Genomic DNA, 23,738 nt, shown 5'->3' with positions numbered 1-23,738 from the left:
CCCACAGGGGTCGTGCCGGCTCTTGGATAGTTGTTTCTACAGTGTCCCTGCCAAATCAATAGATAGAGTTTGCTTGATGAGAGTCTGGGCAGTAGCCAATCAAAAAGGTGGCGTCGGCAAGACCACCACAACCATCGCCCTGGCTGGCCTGCTGGCTGAGGCTGGCAAGCGCGTGGTCGTCGTCGACCTCGATCCGCACGGGTCGATGACCAGCTATTTCGGGCACAACCCCGATGCGCTGGAGCACAGCTGCTACGACCTGTTCCTGCACAAGGGCGCAGTACCAGACGGCCTGCCCGGGCAGTTGTTGCTGCCTACCAGCGACGAGCGCATTTCGCTGTTGCCGTCGAGCACCGCTTTGGCAGTGCTGGAGCGCCAGTCACCCGGGCAAAATGGCCTGGGCCTGGTGATCGCCAAGAGTCTGGCGCAGCTGTGGCAGGATTTCGACTATGCCGTGATCGACAGCCCCCCCTTGCTGGGTGTGCTGATGGTCAATGCCCTGGCCGCCAGCCAGCAGTTGGTGATACCGGTGCAGACCGAATTTCTGGCAGTGAAGGGCCTGGAACGCATGGTTGGCACCTTGGCCATGATCAACCGTTCGCGCAAGCAGGCGCTGCCGTACCAGATCGTACCCACCCTGTTCGACCGCCGTACCCAGGCCTCCCTGGGCACACTCAAGCTGCTGCGTGATACCTACGGCCAACAGGTGTGGCAGGGCTACATCCCAGTCGATACGCGCCTGCGCGATGCCAGCCGCAAGGGCGTCACGCCCTCGCAGTTCGACAGCAAGAGCCGCGGTCTGATTGCCTATCGGGCGCTGCTCAAGCACCTGCTGACTTACAAGACCGCAGTGCAGGTGGCCTGATGACCCAGACCCGACACACCAGCACCCGGCCGCAGATGGCCCTGCAGTCGTACCTCGACGGCCTGTTGCAGGAGGCCACCGAAGCCGAAGAGCTGTTTGAGCCGCCAGCGGCGCCAGACGAGTTCGCCGAGGCGGTGCGCGAGGAGCAGGCACGTGATGCGCGTCAGCCCGCCGGGCCGATGCCAGCCCAAGCCCCTGCCAGCCTTGCCCAACGGCCGTTTGCCGAACCCAAGGTGGCGGTGTTGCCCAGCGTCATGCCGATAGAAGCGCCGGTGGTCACGGTGGTCGAGCAGCAGGTGATCGCCGAGGCCGCCATCCCGGTGCTGGTCGAAGAACAAACCGTGGAACCCGCAGTGCCGCTGGTCGACGTGCACCTCCCGGCGCCGAACCTGCCGGTGCCGCCGGCCACCGTGGACGGCCGCCCGGTGTGGGCGGCCGAACCATTCGAATGCCTGTTGTTCGATGTCGCCGGCCTGACCCTGGCGGTGCCGCTGGTGTGCCTGGGCTCGATCTACAACCTGGCCGGCCAGGAGCTGACCCCGCTGTTCGGCCAGCCGGACTGGTTCCTCGGCATCCTGACCTGCCAGGCCGGTAACCTGAAGGTGCTGGACACGGCGCGTTGGGTAATGCCCGACCGCTACCGCGACGATTTTCGCCAAGGCCTGAATTATGTGATTTCCGTGCAGGGCTACGAATGGGGGCTGGCCGTACACCAGGTCAGCCGTTCGCTGCGCCTGGACCCGTCCGAAATCAAGTGGCGCAGCCAGCGGGGCCAGCGCCCTTGGCTGGCTGGCACGGTGATTGAACACATGTGTGCATTGCTCGACGTCGCCGCACTGGCCGAGCTGATCGCCAGCGGCGCGGTCAAGCAGATGCACGCCAAACAGAAATGACACAGAACACAACCGCCAAACAGCGGATTTTGAGGGTAGGGGAATGAAAAAGTCGTCTGCACAAGGTTCCGAAGATCCGATCCTGCAGTGGGTTACCTTCCGTCTGGACAACGAGTCCTACGGCATCAACGTGATGCAGGTGCAGGAAGTGCTGCGCTACACCGAGATCGCCCCGGTGCCGGGTGCGCCAAGCTACGTGCTGGGTATCATCAACCTGCGCGGCAACGTGGTGACAGTGATCGACACCCGTCAGCGTTTTGGCCTGATGCCGACCGAGGTCACCGACAACACCCGTATCGTCATCATCGAAGCCGATAAGCAAGTGGTCGGCATTCTGGTCGACAGCGTGGCCGAGGTAGTTTACCTGCGCCAGTCCGAAATCGAGACCGCGCCGAATGTGGGTAACGAAGAGTCGGCCAAATTCATTCAGGGCGTGTGCAACAAGAACGGTGAACTGCTGATCCTCGTCGAACTGGACAAGATGATGACCGAGGAAGAGTGGTCCGAGCTGGAGAACATCTGAGTTGATCCTAGAGGTTGCTGTCATCTTCCTGGCGCTGGTCTGGGCGCTGAGCCTGTGGTTCTTCCTCAACTACAGCAAGCGCCAGCGCGAGCTGGCTGCGCAGCAGGCCGAGGGCGATGCCCTGCGTGACCAGCGCATCAAGGACCTGGCCAAGCGCCTGGACGACTACCAGAACGGTACCGTGCGCATGGGCGAGGCCCTTCACGAGCTGCGTGTGTCGGTGGCCAGTGTGCCTGACCGGCTGGAGCGGCTGGAGCAACGCGACCCCAGTAGTGTCACGTTCAGCCAGGCGGCCAAGTTGGTGGGGATGGGCGCGAGCGTGTCGGAGTTGACCGAAACCTGCGGGCTGACGCGGGCCGAGGCAGAGTTGATGAGCAAGTTGCATCGCAGCGAATAACGTGAAAAGGCGACCTGAGGTCGCCTTTTTCTATTGCCGCGATTGCTTGCTCAAGCCTGTCGGGCCCTAGCTGGACGTGCCGCTCAGGGCCTGGCCCAGGAGTTGTATCCCCCTATCCTGGCAATGCGGTTGAGTGGCAGCAGTTGCCGTTGCACCGCCTGAAACTCAGGAAGGCTGACGAACTGCCAGGAGTTAGTGCGGGGGAACGCATACAGGTTGATGATCTGACGCATCATGCCGAGCTCAGGCAACAGACGGTCGACCACGTCGGTGAGCAACTTCGGCCCGGTGAGGTGGCTAAGGGCCTGGGCATAACCATAGAACGCTTGCGGGTCGGTTTGTAGGGATGGCTTGCTTTGATAGAAGTTTGGCGCTTGTTCGTAGCGCGCCTGCATTTCTTCCAGGATTGCCTTGAGCGTCGGATTATTCGCGTGGCTGCCTACCAGGCTGCCGTTGTACAGGCAGTTCATGCCCAATTTTTCGTTGGACACCGCCGAGTGCAGCAGCAGGCCGTTTTCAGAGGTGGCAAGTGCTACGTCATCAAGGCGCTCTCCCGGCGTGCCTCTGGGGGCGCCATCGATGAACACAGGGTACTCACCAGGCGCCAGCAGCGTGTCGTCGACATCCATGTACAGGCCACCTTCCTGTTCAAGCAGGGCATAGCGCAAAACGTCCGACGCCGACGAAAAGTTGCTGGCCACCCCACCGTTACCGTGGATCGCTGCCTGGTATTGGGGGAAGTTGGCACTCTCCTTGAAACGCGCATAGAACGGCTGGTCCTCAAGTGGCAATACTTCTACCCCGGGCGCATGCTCCGCCAAAAGCTGCAGGTTGGCCTGGAACGCAGCCGGCTCGGCCCTGGAGAGATACAGGCGATGAACATACTGAGTCTCCTGCAGCGTGCGGGCGTTGCGGGCGATATTGTCGATCAGGGTTTGCTCAATGACCTTGTCGCCTACCCAGATATTCAGGACGTGTTTAGGGATTGGTCGCAGTCCTTCGGTAGGTACGACCGGTAGCGCAATGGGCAGGTTCAGATCAACGCCCAATGCACGCAAGGTCGCCATGCGCATGTCATCGGTCACCTGACGCGCTCGGGCATCCACCTCGACCAGATTGAGCGAGCCGGGCGTTGCGATGTAGCAGCTTGGCTCAACCTCATTGAGGTCGCTTTCCAGGCGAAAGGCATCGAGTTCCATGTCGTAGAGCACATGCTCTTGATAACCGCCGATCATCGTCGTGAGCAGGTCGGGCGAACCGTCGTAGCGAGGCGTCCTGACAACGGCACCAGCCACACCGTCGTCGGCACCCGGCAGAGGCGCGATGGGGTCTGGAGTATGGAAATAATCTGCCACGTCGGCCAGCGGCAGCTCAGGGGGGGTGATGGGGCTCAAGGGGTAGCCGATTTGTTCGTTGACCCGGCTGGGGATCACAAAACCTTCATGCTTGAAGCGCAGCAGCACAGGTGCCTTGGACACCCCGGCAGCCACCAGCGGTAGTGCATTGAGCACCCCAAACACCGACGTGCCGATGCCTTCGGCGCTTTGCCGGGCGTTTTTGGCGTGGATGGCCTGGTCCAGGCCCAGGCCGAACTGGGCGATGCCGCCCAGGGCGAACAGCGGGGCCAGCTCGGGCACTACCAGGGCCAAAGGGCCCAGCACGTTGATTGCCGAGTTCAAGTAGCCGCGCCATTTGGCCTTGGTCACTTCGCTGTCGCTGGTGATGATGAAATGAGCGTCCTGGTAACTGCGCTGTTTCTGGCGGCGGGCCAGGGAAAGGAACAGGTCGCCTTCTATCAGGGGGCTGTAGTCCTTGACCTTGTAGTTGATGTAGTCCTGTGGGGGCCAGATGCCCTGCGCCGTGAAGCCGGGGCGGTTGCTGTCGAGGTGGTAGGGAGCTGGGTAGCTGCCCAGGCCGCACAGGGCAGTGTGAAGGCCGCTGTAGCTCAAACCGTCTTCGCGATCGGCCAGGGCGAAGTGGCCCTGCAGGGCGTCGCGCGTGCGCGGGGTACGGCACTGGTTGGCGAACCAGTCCAGCATGGCCTTTTTGTCGCTGAACTCGTGCAGGGGCGAGGCATTACCCGGAATGTAGAGTAAAACCAGGCCGCTGACGCCGTCGTGCAGGCACAGCAGGTCAGTGGCGGTGTAGCCGTACACATTTAGCCACCTGGCGCGCAGCCTCGGTTTGCTGCCCGGCTTTTCGTCACCGGGCGTTACCGACGTTGAGGCTTGCAGGCCGCATGCCTGCCAGGCCAGCTTTCTGCCGGCATCACTGAGGCTGCCCTCGGTGACTTGCTTGTTGCAGGCGGCGATGAAGTTGATCTTTGCGCTGATACGGTAGCGTTCCAGGTTGGCATCCCAGTAGCTGTCGAGCATCGACTTGTACTGCACCTGCAAGTCCAGGCCCCAGATAAACGACTGGAACTCCTCAGCTGCCAGCGGGACGTGCGTGTCTGCGTTGTATAGCGGGTGGTCGCTGTGCCTGAACAACCCGTTGTAGACGCTATAGGGTGCGTGATGGTCAAACAGGTTTTGCTCGCGCAGTGTCTGGACAATGGTCAGTGGCCCTTCGGGTAACTCGCCTGCCCAAGGAGCATCGATCGCCGCGCCTAACCAGTTGTTGGCCGACTCACCCTGCCAGTTCGAGAGCACGGCCTGGGTCAGTGTCATCTTCTGCGCGACGAGCGCAATCCAGCCGAGCTTGGGGCTGAACTGGTAATGCAGGGTGACCGCGTCGACGCGGTCTGGGTCCAGGTCGATGGAGCGTTCCTGGGCCCACTGATGGATGGCACTGGCTGCCGCACGGTCCGGGCGCGGAAAACCGGCGAGGCTGTCACGCACAAATTGCACGCCCTTGGCATTGACGTATTGGGTTGTCATGGCGGTCACCTTTGAGTCTGTATGGGCTGGCAAAGGTGACCTGCATACGGGGGGCGGTGGCACTACATATGTAGGTGGGTGTCGCAGGCGTTGCGCATCCTTGGTAAACCAAGCCGTGCGCGACGACGAAACCCGTCGATTGCCCCCGGCTTGTACCTGGCCCGCCGCGACCGTTTCAGGTATAGGCCCAGCTGTGCTCGTGGCCCATGCGGGCCACCCTGTCGAGCGGTACGTGTTGTTGCAGCACGGCATGGAACATATCGAAGTTCAGCGTTGCATGGATGTCGTAAACCGGTGACACCAGCAAATGACAGATTTCACGCAGTTGTTTGAGGAGCGGCAGTCGTTGGTCTACTACGGCATTGAGCACACCTGGGCCGGTCAACAGGCTCAGACGCCGGGCGTACGCCTGGAACGGCAACGGCGCCAGGCGAGGGTCCGGGCGGCTGTTGTAGAACTCGGGTTCCATGCCGTAGCGTCGCAGGATCTCATCGGACACCGCGTCCAGCGTCGGGTTACCGGGGAGGCTGCCGATCATGCTGTTGTTGAACTTGACGTACATGCCCAACTGGTCGTTAGACACCGGCGGCGAGAACAGCAGGCCATCATCCGTGGCCTGGAGCATCACGGTGGCCAAGGGTGGGTTGAGCTCACCTCTGGTGGTGTCCAGCAGCCGATCGTCGGCATCCAGATAAAGCCCGCCATAGTGCTTGAGCAAGCGGTAGCGCAAGATGTCGCACGCAGAGGCAAGGTTGCGGCCGAGCCCGCCGTTGCCTGCGATGGCGGCCTGGTACTGCGGGTAATAAGCTGATTGGGTGAACGCCTGAAAGAAACCTTGAGTCTCCAGAGGGAGCAGCTGCGCGCCTTCAGCCCTGGTGCGGAGCAGACGCATATTGCGTTCAAAAACCAGTGGGTCTTGCTGCGATAGCAAAATCTGGTAGCGATACCCGCTGAGGCGGGCGATGCGCGTGTTGTGGGCCAGTGCTTCGAGGAATTCACCTTGCAGCACGCTGTCACCCACCCAGACGCTACTGATCAGTCTGGGAATCGGTGTGCGCACCAATTGCCCGTAAAGGGTGTAGTCAATGGGCATCTCCACGTCGATCCCCAATGCCCGAAGCGTCGTGTTGCGCTGCTCATCGGTGGCGTTGAATCGCCTTCTGGACAGCGTCAGCGAGGTGTCGCTGGTATTGGCGAGCCGCCAGCGCGGTGGCACGATCATGTGTGTGTCACGGGAGCGGACGAAGCTGTCGCTGGCAAACTCGTACTCGACCCATTCGCTGACCACGCCCTCGGGTGTTTGCAGCCATGCCATGAAGCGGTGCTCGAGGTTTTCGTCGACACGCGTCACCACAGCCGCGAGGCTGTCGGAGGACAGGGTCGCTTGCTCACGGAATGCCAACTCTACCGAGTCGCTCGCCTGGGCGATGGGGGCGGCGCCAACCGGCATACCCAGCACATTGGAGAGGCGTGACGGGGTGAAGAACCCGGGGCGGCTGCAACGAAACACCGACGCCTCCCTGGCAAAGCCCTGGCCGGCCAGGGGGAGCGCGTTGAACAAGCCGAATGTCTGGTCGGCGACGCCTGCGCTTCGGCTCTCCAGGCTCTTGCCATTGATGGCCTGATCAAGGCCAAGGGTGAATTGGCTCAGGCCACCGATCACCAGCAACGGAGCCAGTTCGGGCAAAAGGAGGGCAAACGGGGCAAGCAGCGCAGTGGCCACAGAGAGGTAGTTGCCCCAGCGGGACTTGTCGATGTCATGATTGCTGGTGATCAGGCTGTCGGTATCGGCATAGGTGCGGCGCTTGCGCTGCAAGCTCAGGTGCTCGAACAGGTCGCCGATGATCGGGGGGGAGTAGGTGTCGGGGCGATAGTCGATGATCGCTTGCGGGTCCCAATGCCCGCTGGTCGCAAAACCCGGGTGCTGGGGGTTGAAATGATGCGCAGCAGGGTACAAGCCCAAGCCGATCAAGGCCGTACGCAAGCCGCTGAAGTCCAGGCCGTCGGGCCAGTCGGCACGGGCGAAGTGGACCAGCATTGCATTGCGCTTGTCGGGGACCTTGCATTGTTCTGCGAACCAATCCTTCATGGCGGACGCATCGGTGAACGCATGAAGCGGCGAAGCATTGCCTGGAATGTACAGGACAACCCCTGGGTCGCTGGTTTGTTTGATGTACAGAATATCGGTCGCGGTATAACCGTAGACGTTCAGCATCGAAATACTGAGGTCGCCCTGAGGTAACAACCCGCAAACTCGCCAAACCAGCTGGCGCTGAGGCTCGGACAGGCTGCCCTCTATTACCTGACGGTTGCAGGCGGCAATCAAGGCAAGGTGAATGGCCTGCCGATAATCGTCATTGTGTTGAGCCCAGTAGTTGTCGAGTTGTTGTTTGAACAGGGTGTGAAAATTCAGCCTCCAGTTAGCGGCCTGAAAGTCTTCTGCGCGTATCGGCAGGCGCGTATCCGGGGCGTAGCGGGGAGGCTCTGTGCGTTTGTACAGGCCGTTGAACACCTGATAGGGCGAAGCATTGGATAACGGGCTCAGTGGCGCAAGCCGTTCAACGATGGTCAATGGGTCCTGTGGCGGCAGGCCTGCCCAGTCGCCATAGTGGAAACCGTCATAGCCTGCGGCCGGTTCGCCCTGCCAGTTGGCAAGCAATGCTTCGACCAGGTTCATCTTCTGGGTGATGACGGCCTTCGTACTGCCCTGTGAACGCCCTTCTCCCGCCGGTTCTATCCGGTAGTGGAAGGTGACCACGTCGGTCAGCAAAGGCGACTGCGCCACCCCCTTCGAGGTAAGCCATTCGGAAAGTGTCTGTTGTGCCAGCAGGTCGGGGCGGGGAAAGTCCTGCAGTGCCTGGCGGATACGGGCCAGGCTGTGGTGCGGAATGGGGCGCATTGAGTAACCCTTCTATCGATGAAGGGCATCAGGGTAGTGTGAGGGTGCAACTCACGGCGTCAGGTAACGCTGCCGGGAGGGGGCAGCCCCAGCAGCGCTGGCGTGATGTCACGGGGCGTGGCGGTGTCGTCGGCGAAGCCCGCCGGGACGCGGCCGCGCAGTTGCCAGGCGAAAGCAATGATCTCGGCGATGGTCAGGTACAGTGCTTCGGGAATCTGTTCGCCCAGCTCCAGGCGCGCCAGCAGGCGCACCAGCTCGGCATTTTCGTAGATCGGCACCTCGTGCTCGCGGGCCAGGGCCAGGATGGCCTCGGCCAGCGCATCGTCACCCTTGGCGCTGAGGGTAGGGGCCTGCTGGCCGTCGTAGGTCAGGGCGATGGCCTGGCGTGTTGGTTGCTGTGTCATGCGTTTTCGTCTACCCAGCGTTGCTCCACCCGTGTGCGCGGGCCTTGAGGGGGGATGCCCGGGTGGCATTCCAGGTCGCCAACGTCCAGGCCGCGGTCCAGCAGGCGCTGGCGCAAGGCACCGAGCTGGCTGTCGATCAGCCTTGCGGTGGGTTCACGTTCTGCCCACAGATGCCCGCTCAGGCGGCCTTGGCTCAACTGCGCCTGGACTTGCAGCGGGCCAAGGGGTGACAGGTCGAAGGCCAGCTCGATGCGCCACAGGGCTTGCAGCGGGTCTTGCGCTTCATGTTGGCGGTCGGCCTGCTGTTGCGGTGTTTCCTCGCGCTGGATTTTGACTTGCAGCGGGATGAACTCCTGACCGTGGCGGATCGGCACTTCGGTTTGCCAGGTGGTCTGCAGGTTGCCGTTTTCCAGTGTGCCGGTTTGTTGCAGGCTGCTCATGGCATGGTTTTGCAAGCGTGAAACGGCAGCTGCGGCCAGGCGCAGCAGCTGTTGCAGGTCGCCTTCGTCTTCCAGGGCCTTGAGCAGGCGCGACGGCAGGGGGAACGCCCCTGGCTGCGGCTTGGGGCTGACCCGTTCGAGCATGCCCAGTGCGCTGCGGGCCAGCGCCGGCATGGTCACGGCCAGGCTGGCGGGCGCCAGGTTGGGCATGCCTGGTGTGCTGACCGGGGCCTGGGTGATCAGGCGCAGCAGGTGTGCCTTAAGGTCAGTGGCCACGCTGGCAGGAAAACCGCCCAGCAGTTTCGCTTCAAGGAAGGCGCCGCTGTTGTTCAGCGCCTGGGCCACGCCTTTGGCGTCGCCCAGTTGCCGCGCGTCCGGCAGGCCGGCCAACAGGCGTTCGGCACTGGCGCGCAGGTCGCCATCGGCGCTCGGGTCGCGGGCGAGCTGTTGCAGCGCGTTGAGCACACCGGGCAGGGAGGCTTGGCGGTTTTGCTGGGTCAGCAGTTGCTGGGCAATGCTCAGTTGGTCCTGTCTGCCACTAAGCGGTACGAAACGCAGCGACTGGTCGCCTTGCACCAACGCGCTGAGCAGGCTGCCAATGGCCAGGGGGCGTGGGCTGTCGACGCTCAAGGTGGCGCCGGCCTGTGCACTGTTGAGCAGGCTGACCAGCGCCCGGTAGATCGGCGGTTGGCCGGGCGCCTGGGCCAATGCCTGGTTGGTCAGGACCTTGCCTTGCAGCAGGGTGCCGACGGGCACTTTGCTGGTGTCCAGGCGGGTGAGGGTGGCGATCTGGCTGGTATTGGCCTGCTGCAGCATGATTGCCAGTCGGTTGCTTTCGGTTTGGCTGACGGTGACCTGGCTGCCTTGGGGCAGTGGCTGGCTGGCGCTGGCTTGCAGCTGGGTCTGCACGCCGTTGGCCTGTATCAGGCGCAGTACCAACTGGAACTCCTGGCCCGTCTGGCGCAACGACACGACTTCGGCCTGCGCGGTCTCGCCGGGGGCCAGCAGACCCGGCTGCGCCTGGATCAGGCGCAGCAGTTCACCGGTCATGCCTGCCTTCATGGCTTGGCTGTTGATCGCGGTTTGTGCGCCGAGACTATTGATTTCAGTCATGATTGTATACAACCTGTCGAGCCCGGCCTCTTGGCAGCGCGGCGGCGCGTGTAATAATGCCGGGCGCCCGTGGTTGCCAGTATAACGGCAGCGCGCGGGGCGACTTGAGACACAAGGGTTCTGGAGCGGCGTCGCCTGCTTCGCGGGCAAGCCCGCGAAGCAGGCGACGCCGAACCGAAGCCCTACAAAGATAAGGCGAAACCGTGACCCTTCACCTCCAAGCCGCAGGCCTGGCCTGCGAGCGCGACTGGCGCTTGCTGTTCGAGCAGCTCGATTTCGAGCTGGGCGCCGGCGACATGCTGCAAATCAGCGGCCCTAATGGCAGCGGCAAGACCAGCTTGCTGCGCCTGCTGGCCGGCTTGATGCAGCCGACCGCCGGGCAGATTCTGCTGGGCGGCAAGCCACTGGCCGAGCAGCGCCATGCGCTGGAAAGCATCCTGCTGTGGATTGGCCACGCCGCAGGTATCAAGGACCTGCTCACCGCCGAGGAAAATCTCACCTGGCTGTGCGCCTTGCACCAGCCGGCCAGCCGCGAGGCGATCTGGGCGGCGCTGGAGGCGGTCGGCCTGCGCGGTTTCGAAGACGTACCCTGCCATACCCTGTCAGCTGGCCAACAGCGCCGCGTGGCCCTGGCCCGGCTGCACCTGGCTTGCCCGCCGTTATGGATTCTCGACGAACCGTTCACCGCGCTCGACAAGCAAGGCGTGGCCCAGCTGGAAGCGCACCTGGCGGCACACTGCGAGCAGGGCGGCACGGTGGTGCTGACCACCCACCACACGCTGGAACGCAAGCCCTCCGGTTACCGTGAACTGAACCTGGGGCAATGGGCGGCATGAGCGTATTCATTTTGTTGTTGCGTCGCGAAGCGCGGCTGCTGTTCCGTCGCCCTGCCGAGCTGGCCAACCCGCTGGTGTTCTTTGCCATTGTCGTGGCGCTGTTTCCTTTGGCGGTCGGCCCAGAAAGCCAATTGTTGCAAACCTTGTCGCCGGGCCTGGTCTGGGTGGCGGCACTGCTGGCAGTGCTGCTGTCGCTGGACGGCTTGTTCCGCAGCGATTTCGAGGACGGCTCGCTGGAGCAGTGGGTGCTGTCACCGCATCCACTGGCGTTGCTGGTGCTGGCCAAGGTGCTGGCGCACTGGATCTTTTCCGGGCTGGCACTGGTATTGTTGGCGCCGCTGCTGGCGCTGATGCTGGGGCTGCCGAGCCATTGCCTGCCGGTGCTGCTTGGCTCCTTGCTGCTGGGCACGCCGGTATTGAGCCTGCTGGGTGCGGTGGGCGCCGCCCTGACGGTCGGTCTGAAGCGCGGTGGTTTGTTACTGGCGTTGCTGATTCTGCCGTTGTATATCCCTGTATTGATCCTGGGCAGTGGTGCGTTGCAAGCGGCATTGCAAAATATGCCCGCAACCGGCCACCTGCTCTGGCTCGCCAGCCTGACGGCCCTGGCCGTGACCCTGGCACCCTTTGCGATAGCGGCCGGCCTGAAGATCAGCGTCGGCGAATAACGAGTCCCGGGCTCTCAAGCCCGGCAAATACCCTGGATGTACCCTGATGAAAATAAGCTGGACGTGGTTCCACAAGCTGGGCTCCCCGAAATGGTTCTATGCCATCAGCGGCCGCATGCTGCCATGGCTGGCCGGCGCTGCCGTGCTCCTGCTGCTGGTCGGTATCACCTGGGGCCTGGCGTTTGCCCCCCAGGACTACCAGCAAGGCAACAGCTTCCGCATCATCTACATTCATGTGCCGGCGGCGATGCTGGCGCAATCCTGCTACGTGCTGCTGGCCGTCGCCGGTGTGGTGGGGCTGGTGTGGAAGATGAAACTGGCCGACGTCGCCCTGCAATGTGCCGCGCCCATCGGCGCCTGGATGACCGCCGTGGCGCTGGTTACCGGCGCTATCTGGGGCAAGCCGACCTGGGGCAGCTGGTGGGTGTGGGACGCCCGCCTTACGTCCATGCTCATTCTGCTGTTCCTGTACTTCGGCATTATTGCGCTGGGCCAGGCGATCAGTAATCGTGACAGTGCGGCCAAGGCCTGCGCGGTGCTGGCGATTGTCGGCGTAGTCAACATCCCGATCATCAAGTACTCGGTGGAGTGGTGGAACACCCTGCACCAGGGCGCCACCTTCACCCTCACCGAAAAGCCGGCGATGCCCGCCGAAATGTGGCTGCCGTTGCTGTGCACGGCGTTGGGTTTCTACTGTTTCTTCGGCGCCGTGCTGTTGCTACGCATGCGCCTTGAAGTGCTCAAGCGCGAGGCGCGCGCCAGTTGGGTCAAGGATGAAGTGTTGAACAGCCTGGGGCGGAGGGCCGCACAATGAGCTTTGCCACCTTCGGTGATTTTCTCGCCATGGGCCACCATGGCCTGTACGTGTGGTCGGCCTATGGCATCTGCCTGGCAGTGCTGGCGCTGAATGTCGCCGCGCCGCTGCTGGCCCGTCGTCGCTACCTGCAAGAAGAGGCGCGCCGTTTGCGCCGGGAGAACAACCAGTGAATCCGCAGCGCAAGAAACGCCTGTTGCTCATCGTCGGCCTGCTGGTCGGTGTCGGGGTTGCCGTCGGCTTTGCCTTGAGCGCATTGCAGCAGAACATCAACCTGTTCTATACGCCCACCCAGATCGCCAATGGCGAAGCGCCGCTGGACACCCGCATCCGTGCTGGCGGCATGGTCGAGAAAGGCTCGGTGCAGCGCTCGTCCGACTCGCTGGACGTGCGCTTTGTGGTCACCGACTTCAACAAGTCGGTGCCGATCACCTACCGCGGCATCCTGCCTGACCTGTTCCGCGAAGGGCAGGGCATTGTTGCCCTGGGCAAAGTCAACGCCGACGGCGTGGTGGTGGCCGATGAAGTACTGGCCAAGCACGACGAGAAGTACATGCCGCCCGAGGTCACCAAGGCCCTGAAGGAAAGCGGCCAGGCCGCCACAGGAACGGAGGCCAGGCCATGAATGCGGCGCTGGTTATACCCGAACTCGGCCAGTTGGCGATGATCCTGGCCATCTGCTTTGCCACCGTGCAGGCCAGTGTGCCGCTGCTTGGCGCGTGGCGTGGCGACAGCCTGTGGATGAGCCTGGCACGGCCGGCGGCCTGGGGGCAATTCGCCTTCCTGGCTTTTGCCTTCGCCTGTTTGACCCATGCCTTCATGACCGACAACTTCTCGGTCGCCTATGTGGCCAGCAACTCCAACAGCGCCTTGCCCTGGTACTACAAATTCAGCGCCGTGTGGGGCGCCCACGAGGGTTCGCTGCTGCTGTGGGCGCTGATCCTGGGCGGCTGGACCTTTGCCGTGTCGGTGTTTTCGCGGCAGTTGCCGCAGGTGATGCTGGCCCGCGTGCTGGCAGTGATGGGCATGATCAGCGTCGGCTTCCTGAGCTTTTTGATCATCACTTCCAACCCATTCCAGCGCCTGCTGCCGCAAGTGCCCACCGACGGTCGCGATCTAAACCCGTTGCTGCAGGACTTCGGCCTGATCGTTCACCCGCCGATGCTGTACATGGGCTACGTGGGCTTCTCGGTGGCCTTTGCCTTCGCCATTGCCGCCTTGCTCGGCGGCCGTCTGGACGCTGCCTGGGCGCGCTGGTCGCGGCCCTGGACCATCGTCGCCTGGGCTTTCCTGGGGGTCGGCATCACCCTGGGCTCCTGGTGGGCCTACTATGAGCTGGGCTGGGGTGGCTGGTGGTTCTGGGACCCGGTGGAAAACGCCTCGTTCATGCCTTGGCTGGTGGGCACGGCGCTGATCCACTCGCTGGCGGTGACTGAAAAGCGCGGGGTGTTCAAGAGCTGGACCGTGCTGTTGGCAATTGCCGCATTCTCGCTGAGCCTGCTGGGTACTTTCCTGGTGCGTTCCGGCGTGCTGACCTCGGTGCACGCATTTGCTGCCGACCCATCGCGGGGCATTTTCATCCTGTTCTTCCTGTTGTTCGTGGTCGGTGGTTCGCTGACCCTGTTCGCCCTGCGCGCACCGGTGGTCAAGAGCCAGGTCGGTTTCGCCCTGTGGTCGCGCGAGACGCTGCTGCTGGCCAACAACCTGGTGCTGGTGGTGGCCGCATCGATGATTCTGCTCGGCACGCTGTACCCGCTGGTGCTTGATGCCCTGACCGGGGCCAAGCTGTCGGTGGGGCCGCCCTATTTCGATGCCTTGTTCCTGCCGCTGATGGCACTGCTGATGGTGGTAATGAGCGTGGGCGTGGTGGTGCGCTGGAAGGACACCCCGGGCAAATGGCTGGTCAGCATGATGACCCCGGTGCTGATCGGCAGTGCCATTCTTGCTCCGGTTGCCGGTTTTATCGTTGACGACTTCGACTGGCCGACCCTGACCGCCTTCGCCCTGGCTGCCTGGGTGGTACTTGGCGGGCTGCGCGACATCCTCGACAAGACCCGTCACAAAGGCCTGCTCAAGGGCCTGCCTGGCCTGGGCCGCAGCTACTGGGGCATGCAACTGGCACACCTGGGCCTGGCGGTGTGTGCGCTGGGTGTGGTGCTGTCGAGCAACAACAGCGCCGAACGCGACCTGCGCATGGCCCCGGGCGAAAGCGTGGAGCTGGGTGGCTACCAGTTCCTGTTCCAGGGCGCCAAGCACTTCGAAGGGCCGAACTTTATCTCCGACAAGGGTACGGTGGTCGTCAGCCGTGGTGGCCGTGAAGTGACGACCCTGCACCCGGAAAAGCGCCTGTACACCGTGCAGCAATCGATGATGACGGAAGCCGGCATCGACGCCGGCTTTACCCGCGACCTTTACGTTGCCCTTGGCGAGCCGCTTGAGAACGGCGCCTGGGCCGTGCGTGTGCACATCAAGCCTTATGTCCGCTGGATCTGGCTGGGCGGTCTGCTGACCGGCCTGGGCGGGTTGCTGGCGGCACTCGACCGGCGCTACCGCGTCAAGGTCAAGACCCGGGTGCGTGAGGCCCTGGGCGTGTCTGGAGCAGCTGCATGAAGCGTTGGATCATGGTAGTCCCCCTGGCAGTGTTCCTGCTGGTGGCGGTGTTTCTCTACAAGGGGCTGTTTCTCAAGCCCGACGAGCTGCCTTCGGCAATGATCGGCAAACCGTTCCCGGTGTTTTCCCTGGCTTCGACCCAGGGCGACCGGACCCTGACCCAGGCCGACTTGCAGGGCCGCCCGGCATTGGTCAACGTGTGGGCCACCTGGTGCCCGTCGTGCAAGGTCGAGCACCCCTACCTGAACCAGCTGGCGCAGCAGGGCGTGGTGATCCACGGCGTCAATTACAAGGACGACAACGCCGCTGCGCAGAAATGGCTGGCCGAATTCCACAACCCTTACCAGCTGGACATCCGTGACGAGCAGGGCAGCCTTGGCCTGGATCTCGGGGTGTACGGCGCGCCGGAAACTTTCCTGATCGACGCCAAGGGCATCATCCGCTACAAGCATGTGGGCATTGTCGATGCCACGGTGTGGCGTGAGCAGCTGGCACCGCTGTACCAGGGCCTGGTCGATGAGGCCAGGCAATGAGGCGCTGGCTGGCAGCTGCCGTGCTGGGCATGAGCCTGGGCAGTGTGGCCAAGGCGGCCATCGACACTTACCAGTTCCGCGATGAAGCCGAGCGCGAGCGCTACCAGCAGTTGACCAAGGAACTGCGTTGCCCCAAGTGCCAGAACCAGGACATCGCCGATTCCAACGCACCGATTGCTGCCGACCTGCGCCGAGAGATCTTCCGCATGCTTGGCGAAGGCAAGAGCAACCAGCAGATCGTCGACTTCATGGTGGACCGCTACGGTGACTTCGTGCGCTACAAACCGGCGCTCAGCGGGCGTACCTGGCTGTTGTGGTTCGGCCCGGGCATCCTGTTGGCCGGTGGTTTCGTGGTGCTGGCGGTGATCGTGCGCCGACGCCGTGGTACGGCTTTGCCGGGCAACAACGAGCTTTCTGTCGAAGAACGCGAGCGACTCGCCAAACTGCTGGAAAAAGAACAGACCCATGATTGAATTCTGGCTTAGCGCGGGCCTGCTGCTGCTCGCCGCCCTCAGCTTTTTGCTGATCCCGATCCTGCGTGGCCGCCGTCGCCAGCAGGAAGAAGACCGCACTGCCCTGAACGTGGCCCTGTATCAGGAACGCGTTGCCGAACTGGCTGCCCAGCAGGCTGCCGGTGTGCTCGATGAGGCACAGTTGGCCAAGGGCCGTGACGAGGCTGCCCGCGAATTGCTGGCTGATACCGAAGGCGCCGATGCCCCACGCCAGGGGCATTTGGGCAAAGCCCTGCCGCTACTGGCTGCCGTGCTGGTACCGCTGATGGCGCTGGGGCTGTACCTGCATTTTGGTGCGGCCGACAAGGTGGCGCTGACCCAGGAATTCGCCGAAGCACCCAAGTCGATGGAAGAAATGACCACGCGCCTGGAGCGTGTGGTGCAGGCCCAGCCTGAGTCGGCCGAGGCCGTGTATTTCCTGGGCCGTGCCTACATGGCCGAGCAGCGCCCGGCCGATGCTGCGCGTACTTTCGAGCGGGCGGTGGCCTTGGCTGGCCGCCAGCCCGAGCTGCTGGGCCAGTGGGCCCAGGCCCTGTACTTTGCGGCCGACAAGCAGTGGAGCCCGCAGTTGCAGGCACTGACGGATGAAGCGCTGAAGGCCGACCCCAACGAGGTGACCAGCCTGGGCCTGCGCGGTATCGCGGCCTTTGAAGGCGAGCGTTACCAGGAAGCCATCGACTACTGGAAGCGCCTGCTGGCGCAGTTGCCGGAAGGCGATGCATCGCGCGATGCCCTGCAAGGCGGCATCGACCGCGCTGCCGAACGCCTGGGTGGCCCGGCAGGGCAGGCTGCAGAGCCCGCGCCGGTGGCTGCGCGGATGAAAGTGCGGGTGGAACTGGCGGCGGCACTGAAGGACAAGGTAAAACCTGACGATACGGTGTTCATCTTCGCTCGCGCCAGCAATGGCCCGCCGATGCCCCTGGCAGCCAAGCGGGTGACGGTGGCGCAGTTGCCGATCGAAGTGGAGTTGTCCGATGCTGACGCGATGATGCCGCAGATGAAACTGTCGCAATTTGCCGAAGTCCAATTGGTTGCACGGGTTTCCCGCGCTGGCCAGCCTACCCGCGGCGAGTGGATTGGCCAGGGCGCGCCGTTGCCCAGCACCACCCAGGCTACCCAGCACCTGACCATCGACAGCCCAGACCTGTAAGAGAGCAAAGCCATGCACAGCACCGTCCGCCTGACCCTGATCACCCTGGCCCTGGGTTTGTCTGCGTGTACGGTGCATCAGCCGTATGAACAGCCGGCACCCCCGATCGAGCGCGTGCCGCCGCAGGGGCCGGTGGTCAAGCCGTTGCCGGGTGGGCAACCGTCCACCCAGCCGAGCAAACCGGCGGCGATTCCCAAGCCGATGCCGCGTACCTCGGCCAGCTTTGCGCCACCGCCTGGCGGTGCCAGCCACTGGGACCCCAAGCTGGGTGTATATGTATTGGAAAAGCAGCCCAATACGTTCTACCGGCAGCGTACGTACTACCGGTTTGATAACGGCTGGAGCTGGTCGCTGAGCCCGAATGGGCCTTGGCAGGACACTGACAGCAGTGGCGTGCCGGGTGGGTTAGGGCGAGCGTTCGCCCAGTAACCCTGCTTCGGCTTTTGCTTTTGCTTTTGCTTTTGCTTTTGCTTTTAAGCGCGCGGTAGCTCAGGCGACGCAGATTGCGACTTCAGGAGGCCGAGCGCAGGGCTTGCGGAGGGAGGTGACGGGCATGGATGCCCGTCAAGCGCTGGGCCCCAGGATGGGGCCTGCAGCGCGGTCCTCCCGGGAGCAAGCCCGGAGCGAGGGGACCCCGGAGCGCAGCGTAGGGGCCGGATGATGGGAGCGCAGCGTTTTTTGGTTACTTTTTGTCGCGTTTGACAAAAAGTGACCCGCCGTAAGGGCGGAAAGGTGACTTGACGCCACCTTCGAAAATGAATGTTAGCCTCCTCATTGATGCCCACGCCTCCACGCCTCCAAGCGACAAGCGAAACGGTGCTGGTTTTTAGCTCGCGCATAGGCCATTTGCGATGGCGACGCACACTCACCTTTTCGCCCTTACGGCGAGTCACTTTTTGTCAAACGCGACAAAAAGTAACCAAAAAACGCTGCGCTCCCATCATCCGGCCCCTGCGCTGCGCTCCGGGGTCCCCTCACTCCGGCCTCGCTCCCGGGAGGACCGCGCTGCAGGCCCCATCCTGGGGCCCAGCGCTTGACGGGCATCCATGCCCGTCACCTCCCTCCGCAAGGCCTGCGTTCGGCCTCCTGAAGTCGCGAAGAGCAAGATCAAGATCAAGAGCAAGAGCAAGAGCAAGAGCAAGAGCAAGAGCAACGGCTACAGCGGAGCAGCACAGTACAGTTTTGCCTTGTTATTTCAATTGACTGTACTGGCTGGTGACTCCGCATAATGACGCCTCGAATTGACCCGGAGGTGGCATGCGCAAGACAGTCCTGGTACTGGTAGAAACCGTCGACGATTACCTGCCCATGCTGGAGCAGGCCGGTTACCGCCTTATCCGTGCCCCCTCACCGCAACTGCGCGCCGAGGCCATTCAGCGCCACGCCAGTGAAATCGATGCCGTGCTCACTCGCGGCCCGCTGGGGCTGACTGCCGCCGAAATCGACGCATTGCCCAAGTTGCAGATCATCTGCGTGATCGGCGCCGGCTACGAGCAAGTCGACCTGGTTGCCGCCGCCGCCCGCGGCATCACCGTAACCAATGGCGCTGGTGCCAATGCCAGCGCAGTCGCCGACCACACCCTGGCCCTGTTGCTGGCACTACTGCGCGACATTCCCCGTGCTGATGCCAGCACCCGGCGCGGTGAATGGAACCGGGTGATCAGCCCCTCGGTGAGCGGCAAACGCCTGGGTATTCTTGGCCTCGGGGCGGTGGGCCAGGCCATTGCCAAGCGCGCCAATCTGGGCTTCGACATGTCCATCAGCTATCACAGCCGCACGCCGCGCGAAGATGTACCTTACACCTGGTACGACAGCCCGCTGCACCTGGCCGCTGCTGTCGACATCCTGGTCGTGGCCACTCCCGGTGGCGCCAATACCCAGCACCTGGTCGATGCTCAGGTACTGCAGGCGCTGGGCGCAAATGGCTATCTGGTGAATATTGCCCGGGCCAGCGTGGTCGACACGCAGGCTCTGATTACCGCATTGCAGCAGGGTCAGCTGGCGGGCGCCGCGCTGGACGTGTTCGACGACGAACCGGCAGTACCCCAAGGCCTCAAGGCTTTGGCCAATACCGTGCTCACGCCCCACGTTGCCGGCCAGTCACCGGAGGCTGCGCGCGATACCGTGACCCTGGTGCTGCGCAACCTGCAGGCTTTCTTTGCCGGCGAGCCGGTATTGACCCCGGTACGCCCGTAACCCCTTTTCAGACATCTGCCTGGCAAGGCCCGGGCAACAAGGAGTGTGTGCATGCAACTCGAAATCTTCCAGGTCGATGCCTTTTCCGCTGAACCGTTCGGTGGCAACCCGGCGGCGGTGATCCCGCTTGAGGCCTGGCTGCCGGACGATGTGCTGCAGCGCATCGCCGAAGAAAACAACTTGTCGGAAACGGCCTATTTCGTGCGCAACGGCGAAACCTTTGACCTGCGCTGGTTCACCCCGACCGTTGAAGTTGACCTATGCGGCCACGCGACTCTCGCGTCGGCCTATGTGCTGTTCGAGCAACTGGGTGAGCAGGCGCAGGTGCTGCGTTTCAATACCCGCAGTGGCGAATTGCTTGTCAGCCGTGGCGCTGACGGGTTGCTGGCCATGGATTTCCCGGCCAAACAGCCGGGCATCGTGGAAACCCCGGCGGGCCTGTTGCAAGCGCTGGGCCTGAGCCAGGCACAGGCGGTGTACCGTAGCGATGACTACGTCGTCGTGATTGATGACGCCCTGTTGCTCGATACGTTAAAGCCTGACTTTGTGGCACTTTCGGCCTTCGACGTGCGCGGCATTGCCGTGACGGCTGCAGGGCGTGGCTTTGATTTTGTCACCCGCTGGTTCGGCCCGCGGGTCGGCGTGAATGAAGACCCGGTCACTGGCTCGGCACACACCTCGCTGGCGCCGGTGTGGGCTGAGCGCCTGGGCAAGCAGGTGCTCAGCTGCGAGCAGGGCGGTGCACGTAAAGGGCAGCTGCTGTGCGAAGTACCGGGCAATGGCCGGGTGATCATCAGCGGGCGGGCGGCGTTGTACCTGCGCGGCACTGTGTACATCTGACGCTTCACGCGATCCTTTGTAGGCGCGGCCTTGTGTCGCGCGCGGCGCAACGCGCGCCCCTCGGCTTTCGCGTAGATGCATCACCCAAGGGGCTGCTTTGCAGCCCGATCGCGACACAAGGCCGCTCCTACACCGACCGCGTTGCAGCTGGCATCTATAATTGCTGGCCCATCTTCCGCTCAAGGAGCCAGCCATGGCCCTGGAAAAACAAGGCACCTGCCTGTGCGGCGCCACCACGCTCAAGGTCACCGTCGACAACACCCATATCAGCGCCTGCCATTGCAGCATGTGCCGCAAGTGGACCGGCGGCCCGTTGCTGGTGGTGCATTGCAGCCAGCCGCCGGTCATCGAAGGGCGTACCCCCAATGTCTACGATTCGTCCGACTGGGCGCAGCGAGGGTTTTGCGGCCAATGCGGCACGCACCTGTATTACCGGCTGAAGTCCAATGACTTCCATGCGGTGCCGGTCGGCCTGCTGGATGGGGATCAGGAGTGGGATTTCGATCTGCAGATTTTTGTCGAGCAGAAGCCCGCCTGGTACTGCTTTGCCAACCAGACCAAAGAGCTGACCGGTCAAGAAGTGTTTGAGCAGAGCAGTTAAAAGTGGCCTGTCGATCCTTCTTGCCAAACCCGTGCATTCCTGAGAAAAGGGCGGCTTTGTTTTTCAGCGTTGGAGTGTGCCTGTGAGCCAAGAACTGCAGATCATCGACCTGGTCGAGGGTGAAGGCAAAGCCGCCGTCAAGGGCGCCCTGATCACCACCCAGTACACTGGCTGGCTGGCTGATGGCAGCGAGTTCGACTCGTCCTGGTCACGCGGCAAGCCGTTCCAGTGCGTTATTGGTACCGGTCGAGTGATCAAAGGTTGGGATCAGGGCCTGATGGGGATGCGCGTTGGCGGCAAGCGCAAACTGCAGGTTCCAGCACACTTGGGCTATGGCGAGCGCAGCGTGGGGGCGATACCGCCTGGCTCGGACCTGACCTTTGAGATCGAATTGCTGGAAGTGCTGACGCGGGATGATTGAAGCACCGGACATAATTTAGCAACACCCATCCCCTAATCTAGGCTTGCCTAGGGAACGGCATCCACCTCCAGGGAGGAACCAAACGGGTTCAGGGCACTCTGACGCTCACTCGTTGCCAAGGATGGCATTTACTGCAAGGGCGCCCTGCAACCGATGGGGCGATGTGGCGGGTCAACCCGATTTTCTCTGCCACACGAGCCTGCCTTGATGAAGTTGCCCACATTCTTCCGCCGTCGTCGCCATCTGGTACTGAGCCTGGCACTCACGGTCGTCGGCGTACCGCTGGCGCTGGAGGCTGTCGACAGCCGGGCTCAACCGGTGGATGGCACACAGACCCTGGTGTTCCTGCGCCATGCGGAGAAGCCGGGTGAGGGGCTTGGCCAGTTGAACTGCCAGGGCCTCAATCGCGCACTGGACCTGGCAACCTTGCTGCCAGAGCGCTTCGGTAATGCAGACTACGTGTTTGCCGCCAACCCTTCGCGGCAGGTCGAGGAAGGCAGCAAGGACGAAAGCTACAGCTACATCCGCCCGCTGATGACCATCACCCCTAGCGCCATCCGCCTCGGCTTGCCGGTGAATATCGACTACGGCGCCAACGACACCGATGAACTGGCCGATGAATTACTGAGCGACAAATACCGCAACGCGACCATCTACACCGCCTGGTCCCACGGCTACCTGCCTGAACTGATCAACACGGTGGCCGGCAAGGCCTTGGGTGAAGAGCGGGTGATCACCCAGGACTGGAACGGCGATGACTTCGACACCCTCTATGTACTGACCCTGACCTGGCACGACGGCAAGGCTAGCCTGCTCAGCCGCAACGTGCGCCAGGGCCTGAATGACGGTGCGCATAGCTGCCCGACCTGATCCGCTGGTACTGTTTGGCCAGGAAGCCACCACAGGGAAGCGCGATGAAGCAGCGGGTAACGGTAATCGGGGGCGGGGTGGTTGGCCTGGCGACGGCTTACGCGCTTGTTCGTGAAGGGCGGTCGGTTGATTTGATCGAGGCCCGCGACAGCTTGGCGTCGGCGACCAGCTTCGCCAATGGCGGGCAATTGTCCTATCGCTATGTGGCGCCGCTGGCTGATGCCGGGGTGCCGTGGCAGGCATTGGGTTGGCTATTGCAGGGCGAGTCGCCGCTGCGCCTGCGCTTGCGCCTGGACCCGGCGCAGTGGCGCTGGTTGTTGGCATTCACCCTGGCTTGCCGGCGCAGCGTCAATCGCCGAAATGCCGAGCAGCTGCTGGAGCTGGCGCTGCGCAGCCAGGCCGTGCTGGCGCAATGGCGCGAGGACCAGAACCTGGGTGATTTCAACTGGCGGCGCAATGGCAAGCTGGTGGCTTTTCGCAGCGAGCGGGCCTTTGCCCATGGCCGGGCTCAGTTGACGGACCCGGCCAGCCAGCGGGTGCTGGCAGCAGCCGAGTTGCGCGCGCTGGAACCCGCCCTGGAGGGCGCACCGTTTGTGGGTGGCGTGTTCACAGCGGATGAAGAGGTGGGCGATTGCCACTTGTTCTGCCAGCGCCTGGAGGCACTGTTGCGCGCTTCGGGGCAATGCCGTTTCCTGCTTGGGCGGCCAGTGACGCAGCTGGTACGGCGCCAGGACCAGGTCGTAGCGCTGCAACTGGGCAACGAGCAACTGGCCGTGGAACAGTTGGTGCTGTGTGCCGGGCATCGTGGCCCAAGCTTGGCATTACCGGGGGTGCAGATACCGGTCTACCCGCTGAAGGGCTACAGCCTGACGGCACCGATCAGCACTGGGCATCGGGCACCGGAAGTGAGCCTTACCGACTATGAACGCAAGATCGTCTATGCCCGCCTGGGGCAGCAGCTGCGGGTAGCGGCGATGGTGGACATTGTCGGGTTCGACGAATCGGTGGAAAAGCGCAGGTTGCAGAGCATGCGACGGCTGGCGCTGGAGACATTACCGATGGCTGCGGATTATGGGCAGGCGGTGGAGTGGGCGGGCATGCGACCGGCGACACCGACCGGGGTGCCGATCATAGGGGGGACGGTGTATCGCAACCTGTGGCTGAACCTGGGGCATGGGGCGTTGGGGTTTACACTGGCCTGTGGCAGTGCGCAGCGCTTGGTCGAGATGATGGGTTGATAGTACCGGCCTCTTCGCGGGCTTGCCCGCTCCCACAGG

24 protein-coding genes are annotated in these 23,738 nt (G+C 63.1%); 20 read left to right on the top strand and 4 right to left on the bottom strand.

From position 1 onward, the window contains the following. Positions 1 to 76: 76 nt before the first annotated feature. The 4 genes from OZ911_RS20680 to OZ911_RS20665 are packed head-to-tail and all read left to right on the top strand — an operon-like array spanning position 77 to position 2,678. Positions 77 to 865 (top strand): ParA family protein, encoded by a 789-nt coding sequence (locus OZ911_RS20680; protein WP_016488407.1) that lies wholly within the window; start codon positions 77 to 79, stop codon positions 863 to 865. After that, positions 865 to 1,758 carry a CheW domain-containing protein gene (locus OZ911_RS20675; protein ID WP_023049038.1) on the top strand — a complete coding sequence of 298 codons (894 nt, stop codon included), beginning with the start codon at positions 865 to 867 and terminating at the stop codon, positions 1,756 to 1,758. Before OZ911_RS20680 ends, OZ911_RS20675 begins: the two co-directional genes overlap by 1 nt. A gap of 43 nt (positions 1,759 to 1,801) precedes the next feature. Beyond that, the gene (locus OZ911_RS20670; RefSeq protein ID WP_003254393.1) at positions 1,802 to 2,281 is read left to right on the top strand and encodes a chemotaxis protein CheW; all 480 of its coding nucleotides are present in this window, start codon (positions 1,802 to 1,804) and stop codon (positions 2,279 to 2,281) included. Position 2,282: 1 nt separating this feature from the next. Then, on the top strand, positions 2,283 to 2,678 hold the full coding sequence (locus OZ911_RS20665) for a DUF2802 domain-containing protein (protein ID WP_016488405.1): 396 nt from the start codon (positions 2,283 to 2,285) through the stop codon (positions 2,676 to 2,678). 83 nt (positions 2,679 to 2,761) lie between these two features. On the opposite strand, the gene OZ911_RS20660 is transcribed toward OZ911_RS20665, so the two are convergent. From OZ911_RS20660 to fliK, 4 genes are all read right to left on the bottom strand, one after another. Next, complete coding sequence (locus OZ911_RS20660; protein ID WP_070086889.1) at positions 2,762 to 5,557, bottom strand: dermonecrotic toxin domain-containing protein; 2,796 nt, start codon at positions 5,555 to 5,557, stop codon at positions 2,762 to 2,764. A 175-nt stretch (positions 5,558 to 5,732) separates the two neighbouring features. Beyond that, positions 5,733 to 8,456, bottom strand: coding sequence for a dermonecrotic toxin domain-containing protein (locus tag OZ911_RS20655; protein ID WP_070086888.1), 2,724 nt, complete (start codon positions 8,454 to 8,456; stop codon positions 5,733 to 5,735). Between the two features lie 59 nt (positions 8,457 to 8,515). Beyond that, positions 8,516 to 8,860: an EscU/YscU/HrcU family type III secretion system export apparatus switch protein gene (locus tag OZ911_RS20650; protein WP_023049037.1), complete on the bottom strand. Its 345-nt coding sequence runs from the start codon at positions 8,858 to 8,860 to the stop codon at positions 8,516 to 8,518. Then, on the bottom strand, positions 8,857 to 10,413 hold the full coding sequence (fliK, locus tag OZ911_RS20645; RefSeq protein WP_016488401.1) for a flagellar hook-length control protein FliK: 1,557 nt from the start codon (positions 10,411 to 10,413) through the stop codon (positions 8,857 to 8,859). The genes OZ911_RS20650 and fliK overlap by 4 nt, the downstream gene beginning before the upstream one ends. A gap of 203 nt (positions 10,414 to 10,616) precedes the next feature. Between fliK and ccmA the strand changes: the two genes are divergently transcribed. The 16 genes from ccmA (at position 10,617) to OZ911_RS20565 (ending at position 23,699) form a co-directional block, all read left to right on the top strand. Beyond that, positions 10,617 to 11,249, top strand: coding sequence for a cytochrome c biogenesis heme-transporting ATPase CcmA (gene ccmA / locus OZ911_RS20640; protein ID WP_016488400.1), 633 nt, complete (start codon positions 10,617 to 10,619; stop codon positions 11,247 to 11,249). Continuing rightward, positions 11,237 to 11,914, top strand: a complete 678-nt coding sequence (ccmB, locus tag OZ911_RS20635; protein ID WP_013973563.1) for a heme exporter protein CcmB — start codon at positions 11,237 to 11,239, stop codon at positions 11,912 to 11,914. The genes ccmA and ccmB overlap by 13 nt, the downstream gene beginning before the upstream one ends. Positions 11,915 to 11,960: 46 nt before the next feature. Next, positions 11,961 to 12,728, top strand: a complete 768-nt coding sequence (locus OZ911_RS20630) for a heme ABC transporter permease (protein WP_012273476.1) — start codon at positions 11,961 to 11,963, stop codon at positions 12,726 to 12,728. After that, complete coding sequence (gene ccmD / locus OZ911_RS20625) at positions 12,725 to 12,901, top strand: heme exporter protein CcmD (protein ID WP_012273475.1); 177 nt, start codon at positions 12,725 to 12,727, stop codon at positions 12,899 to 12,901. The genes OZ911_RS20630 and ccmD overlap by 4 nt, the downstream gene beginning before the upstream one ends. Next, entirely contained in the window at positions 12,898 to 13,353 is a 456-nt protein-coding gene (ccmE, locus tag OZ911_RS20620) for a cytochrome c maturation protein CcmE (protein WP_016488399.1), read from the top strand. Before ccmD ends, ccmE begins: the two co-directional genes overlap by 4 nt. Beyond that, complete coding sequence (locus OZ911_RS20615; protein ID WP_016488398.1) at positions 13,350 to 15,338, top strand: heme lyase CcmF/NrfE family subunit; 1,989 nt, start codon at positions 13,350 to 13,352, stop codon at positions 15,336 to 15,338. Before ccmE ends, OZ911_RS20615 begins: the two co-directional genes overlap by 4 nt. After that, complete coding sequence (locus OZ911_RS20610) at positions 15,335 to 15,871, top strand: DsbE family thiol:disulfide interchange protein (RefSeq protein WP_016488397.1); 537 nt, start codon at positions 15,335 to 15,337, stop codon at positions 15,869 to 15,871. The genes OZ911_RS20615 and OZ911_RS20610 overlap by 4 nt, the downstream gene beginning before the upstream one ends. Continuing rightward, positions 15,868 to 16,344, top strand: a complete 477-nt coding sequence (locus OZ911_RS20605) for a cytochrome c-type biogenesis protein (protein WP_023048719.1) — start codon at positions 15,868 to 15,870, stop codon at positions 16,342 to 16,344. The genes OZ911_RS20610 and OZ911_RS20605 overlap by 4 nt, the downstream gene beginning before the upstream one ends. Further along, positions 16,337 to 17,533 carry a c-type cytochrome biogenesis protein CcmI gene (ccmI, locus tag OZ911_RS20600; RefSeq protein ID WP_070087048.1) on the top strand — a complete coding sequence of 399 codons (1,197 nt, stop codon included), beginning with the start codon at positions 16,337 to 16,339 and terminating at the stop codon, positions 17,531 to 17,533. Before OZ911_RS20605 ends, ccmI begins: the two co-directional genes overlap by 8 nt. Before the next feature lie 12 nt (positions 17,534 to 17,545). After that, positions 17,546 to 17,962: a hypothetical protein gene (locus tag OZ911_RS20595; protein ID WP_016488394.1), complete on the top strand. Its 417-nt coding sequence runs from the start codon at positions 17,546 to 17,548 to the stop codon at positions 17,960 to 17,962. An 828-nt stretch (positions 17,963 to 18,790) separates the two neighbouring features. After that, positions 18,791 to 19,729 (top strand): 2-hydroxyacid dehydrogenase, encoded by a 939-nt coding sequence (locus tag OZ911_RS20590; RefSeq protein ID WP_023047692.1) that lies wholly within the window; start codon positions 18,791 to 18,793, stop codon positions 19,727 to 19,729. A 51-nt stretch (positions 19,730 to 19,780) separates the two neighbouring features. Beyond that, a complete protein-coding gene (locus tag OZ911_RS20585) occupies positions 19,781 to 20,569 on the top strand; it encodes a PhzF family protein (protein ID WP_023047691.1) in 789 nt (262 codons plus the stop codon). A gap of 193 nt (positions 20,570 to 20,762) precedes the next feature. Further along, positions 20,763 to 21,170: a GFA family protein gene (locus OZ911_RS20580; RefSeq protein ID WP_016488390.1), complete on the top strand. Its 408-nt coding sequence runs from the start codon at positions 20,763 to 20,765 to the stop codon at positions 21,168 to 21,170. Between the two features lie 82 nt (positions 21,171 to 21,252). Further along, positions 21,253 to 21,591: an FKBP-type peptidyl-prolyl cis-trans isomerase gene (locus OZ911_RS20575; RefSeq protein ID WP_016488389.1), complete on the top strand. Its 339-nt coding sequence runs from the start codon at positions 21,253 to 21,255 to the stop codon at positions 21,589 to 21,591. A gap of 207 nt (positions 21,592 to 21,798) precedes the next feature. After that, complete coding sequence (locus OZ911_RS20570; RefSeq protein ID WP_016488388.1) at positions 21,799 to 22,461, top strand: hypothetical protein; 663 nt, start codon at positions 21,799 to 21,801, stop codon at positions 22,459 to 22,461. 44 nt (positions 22,462 to 22,505) lie between these two features. Then, entirely contained in the window at positions 22,506 to 23,699 is a 1,194-nt protein-coding gene (locus tag OZ911_RS20565) for a D-amino acid dehydrogenase (RefSeq protein WP_023047690.1), read from the top strand. Positions 23,700 to 23,738: the final 39 nt, after the last annotated feature.

Origin of the sequence: Pseudomonas fortuita (assembly GCF_026898135.2) — a bacterium.
Classification (GTDB): Bacteria; Pseudomonadota; Gammaproteobacteria; order Pseudomonadales; family Pseudomonadaceae; genus Aquipseudomonas; species Aquipseudomonas fortuita.
This window is presented reverse-complemented; position numbering and strand designations above follow the sequence as displayed.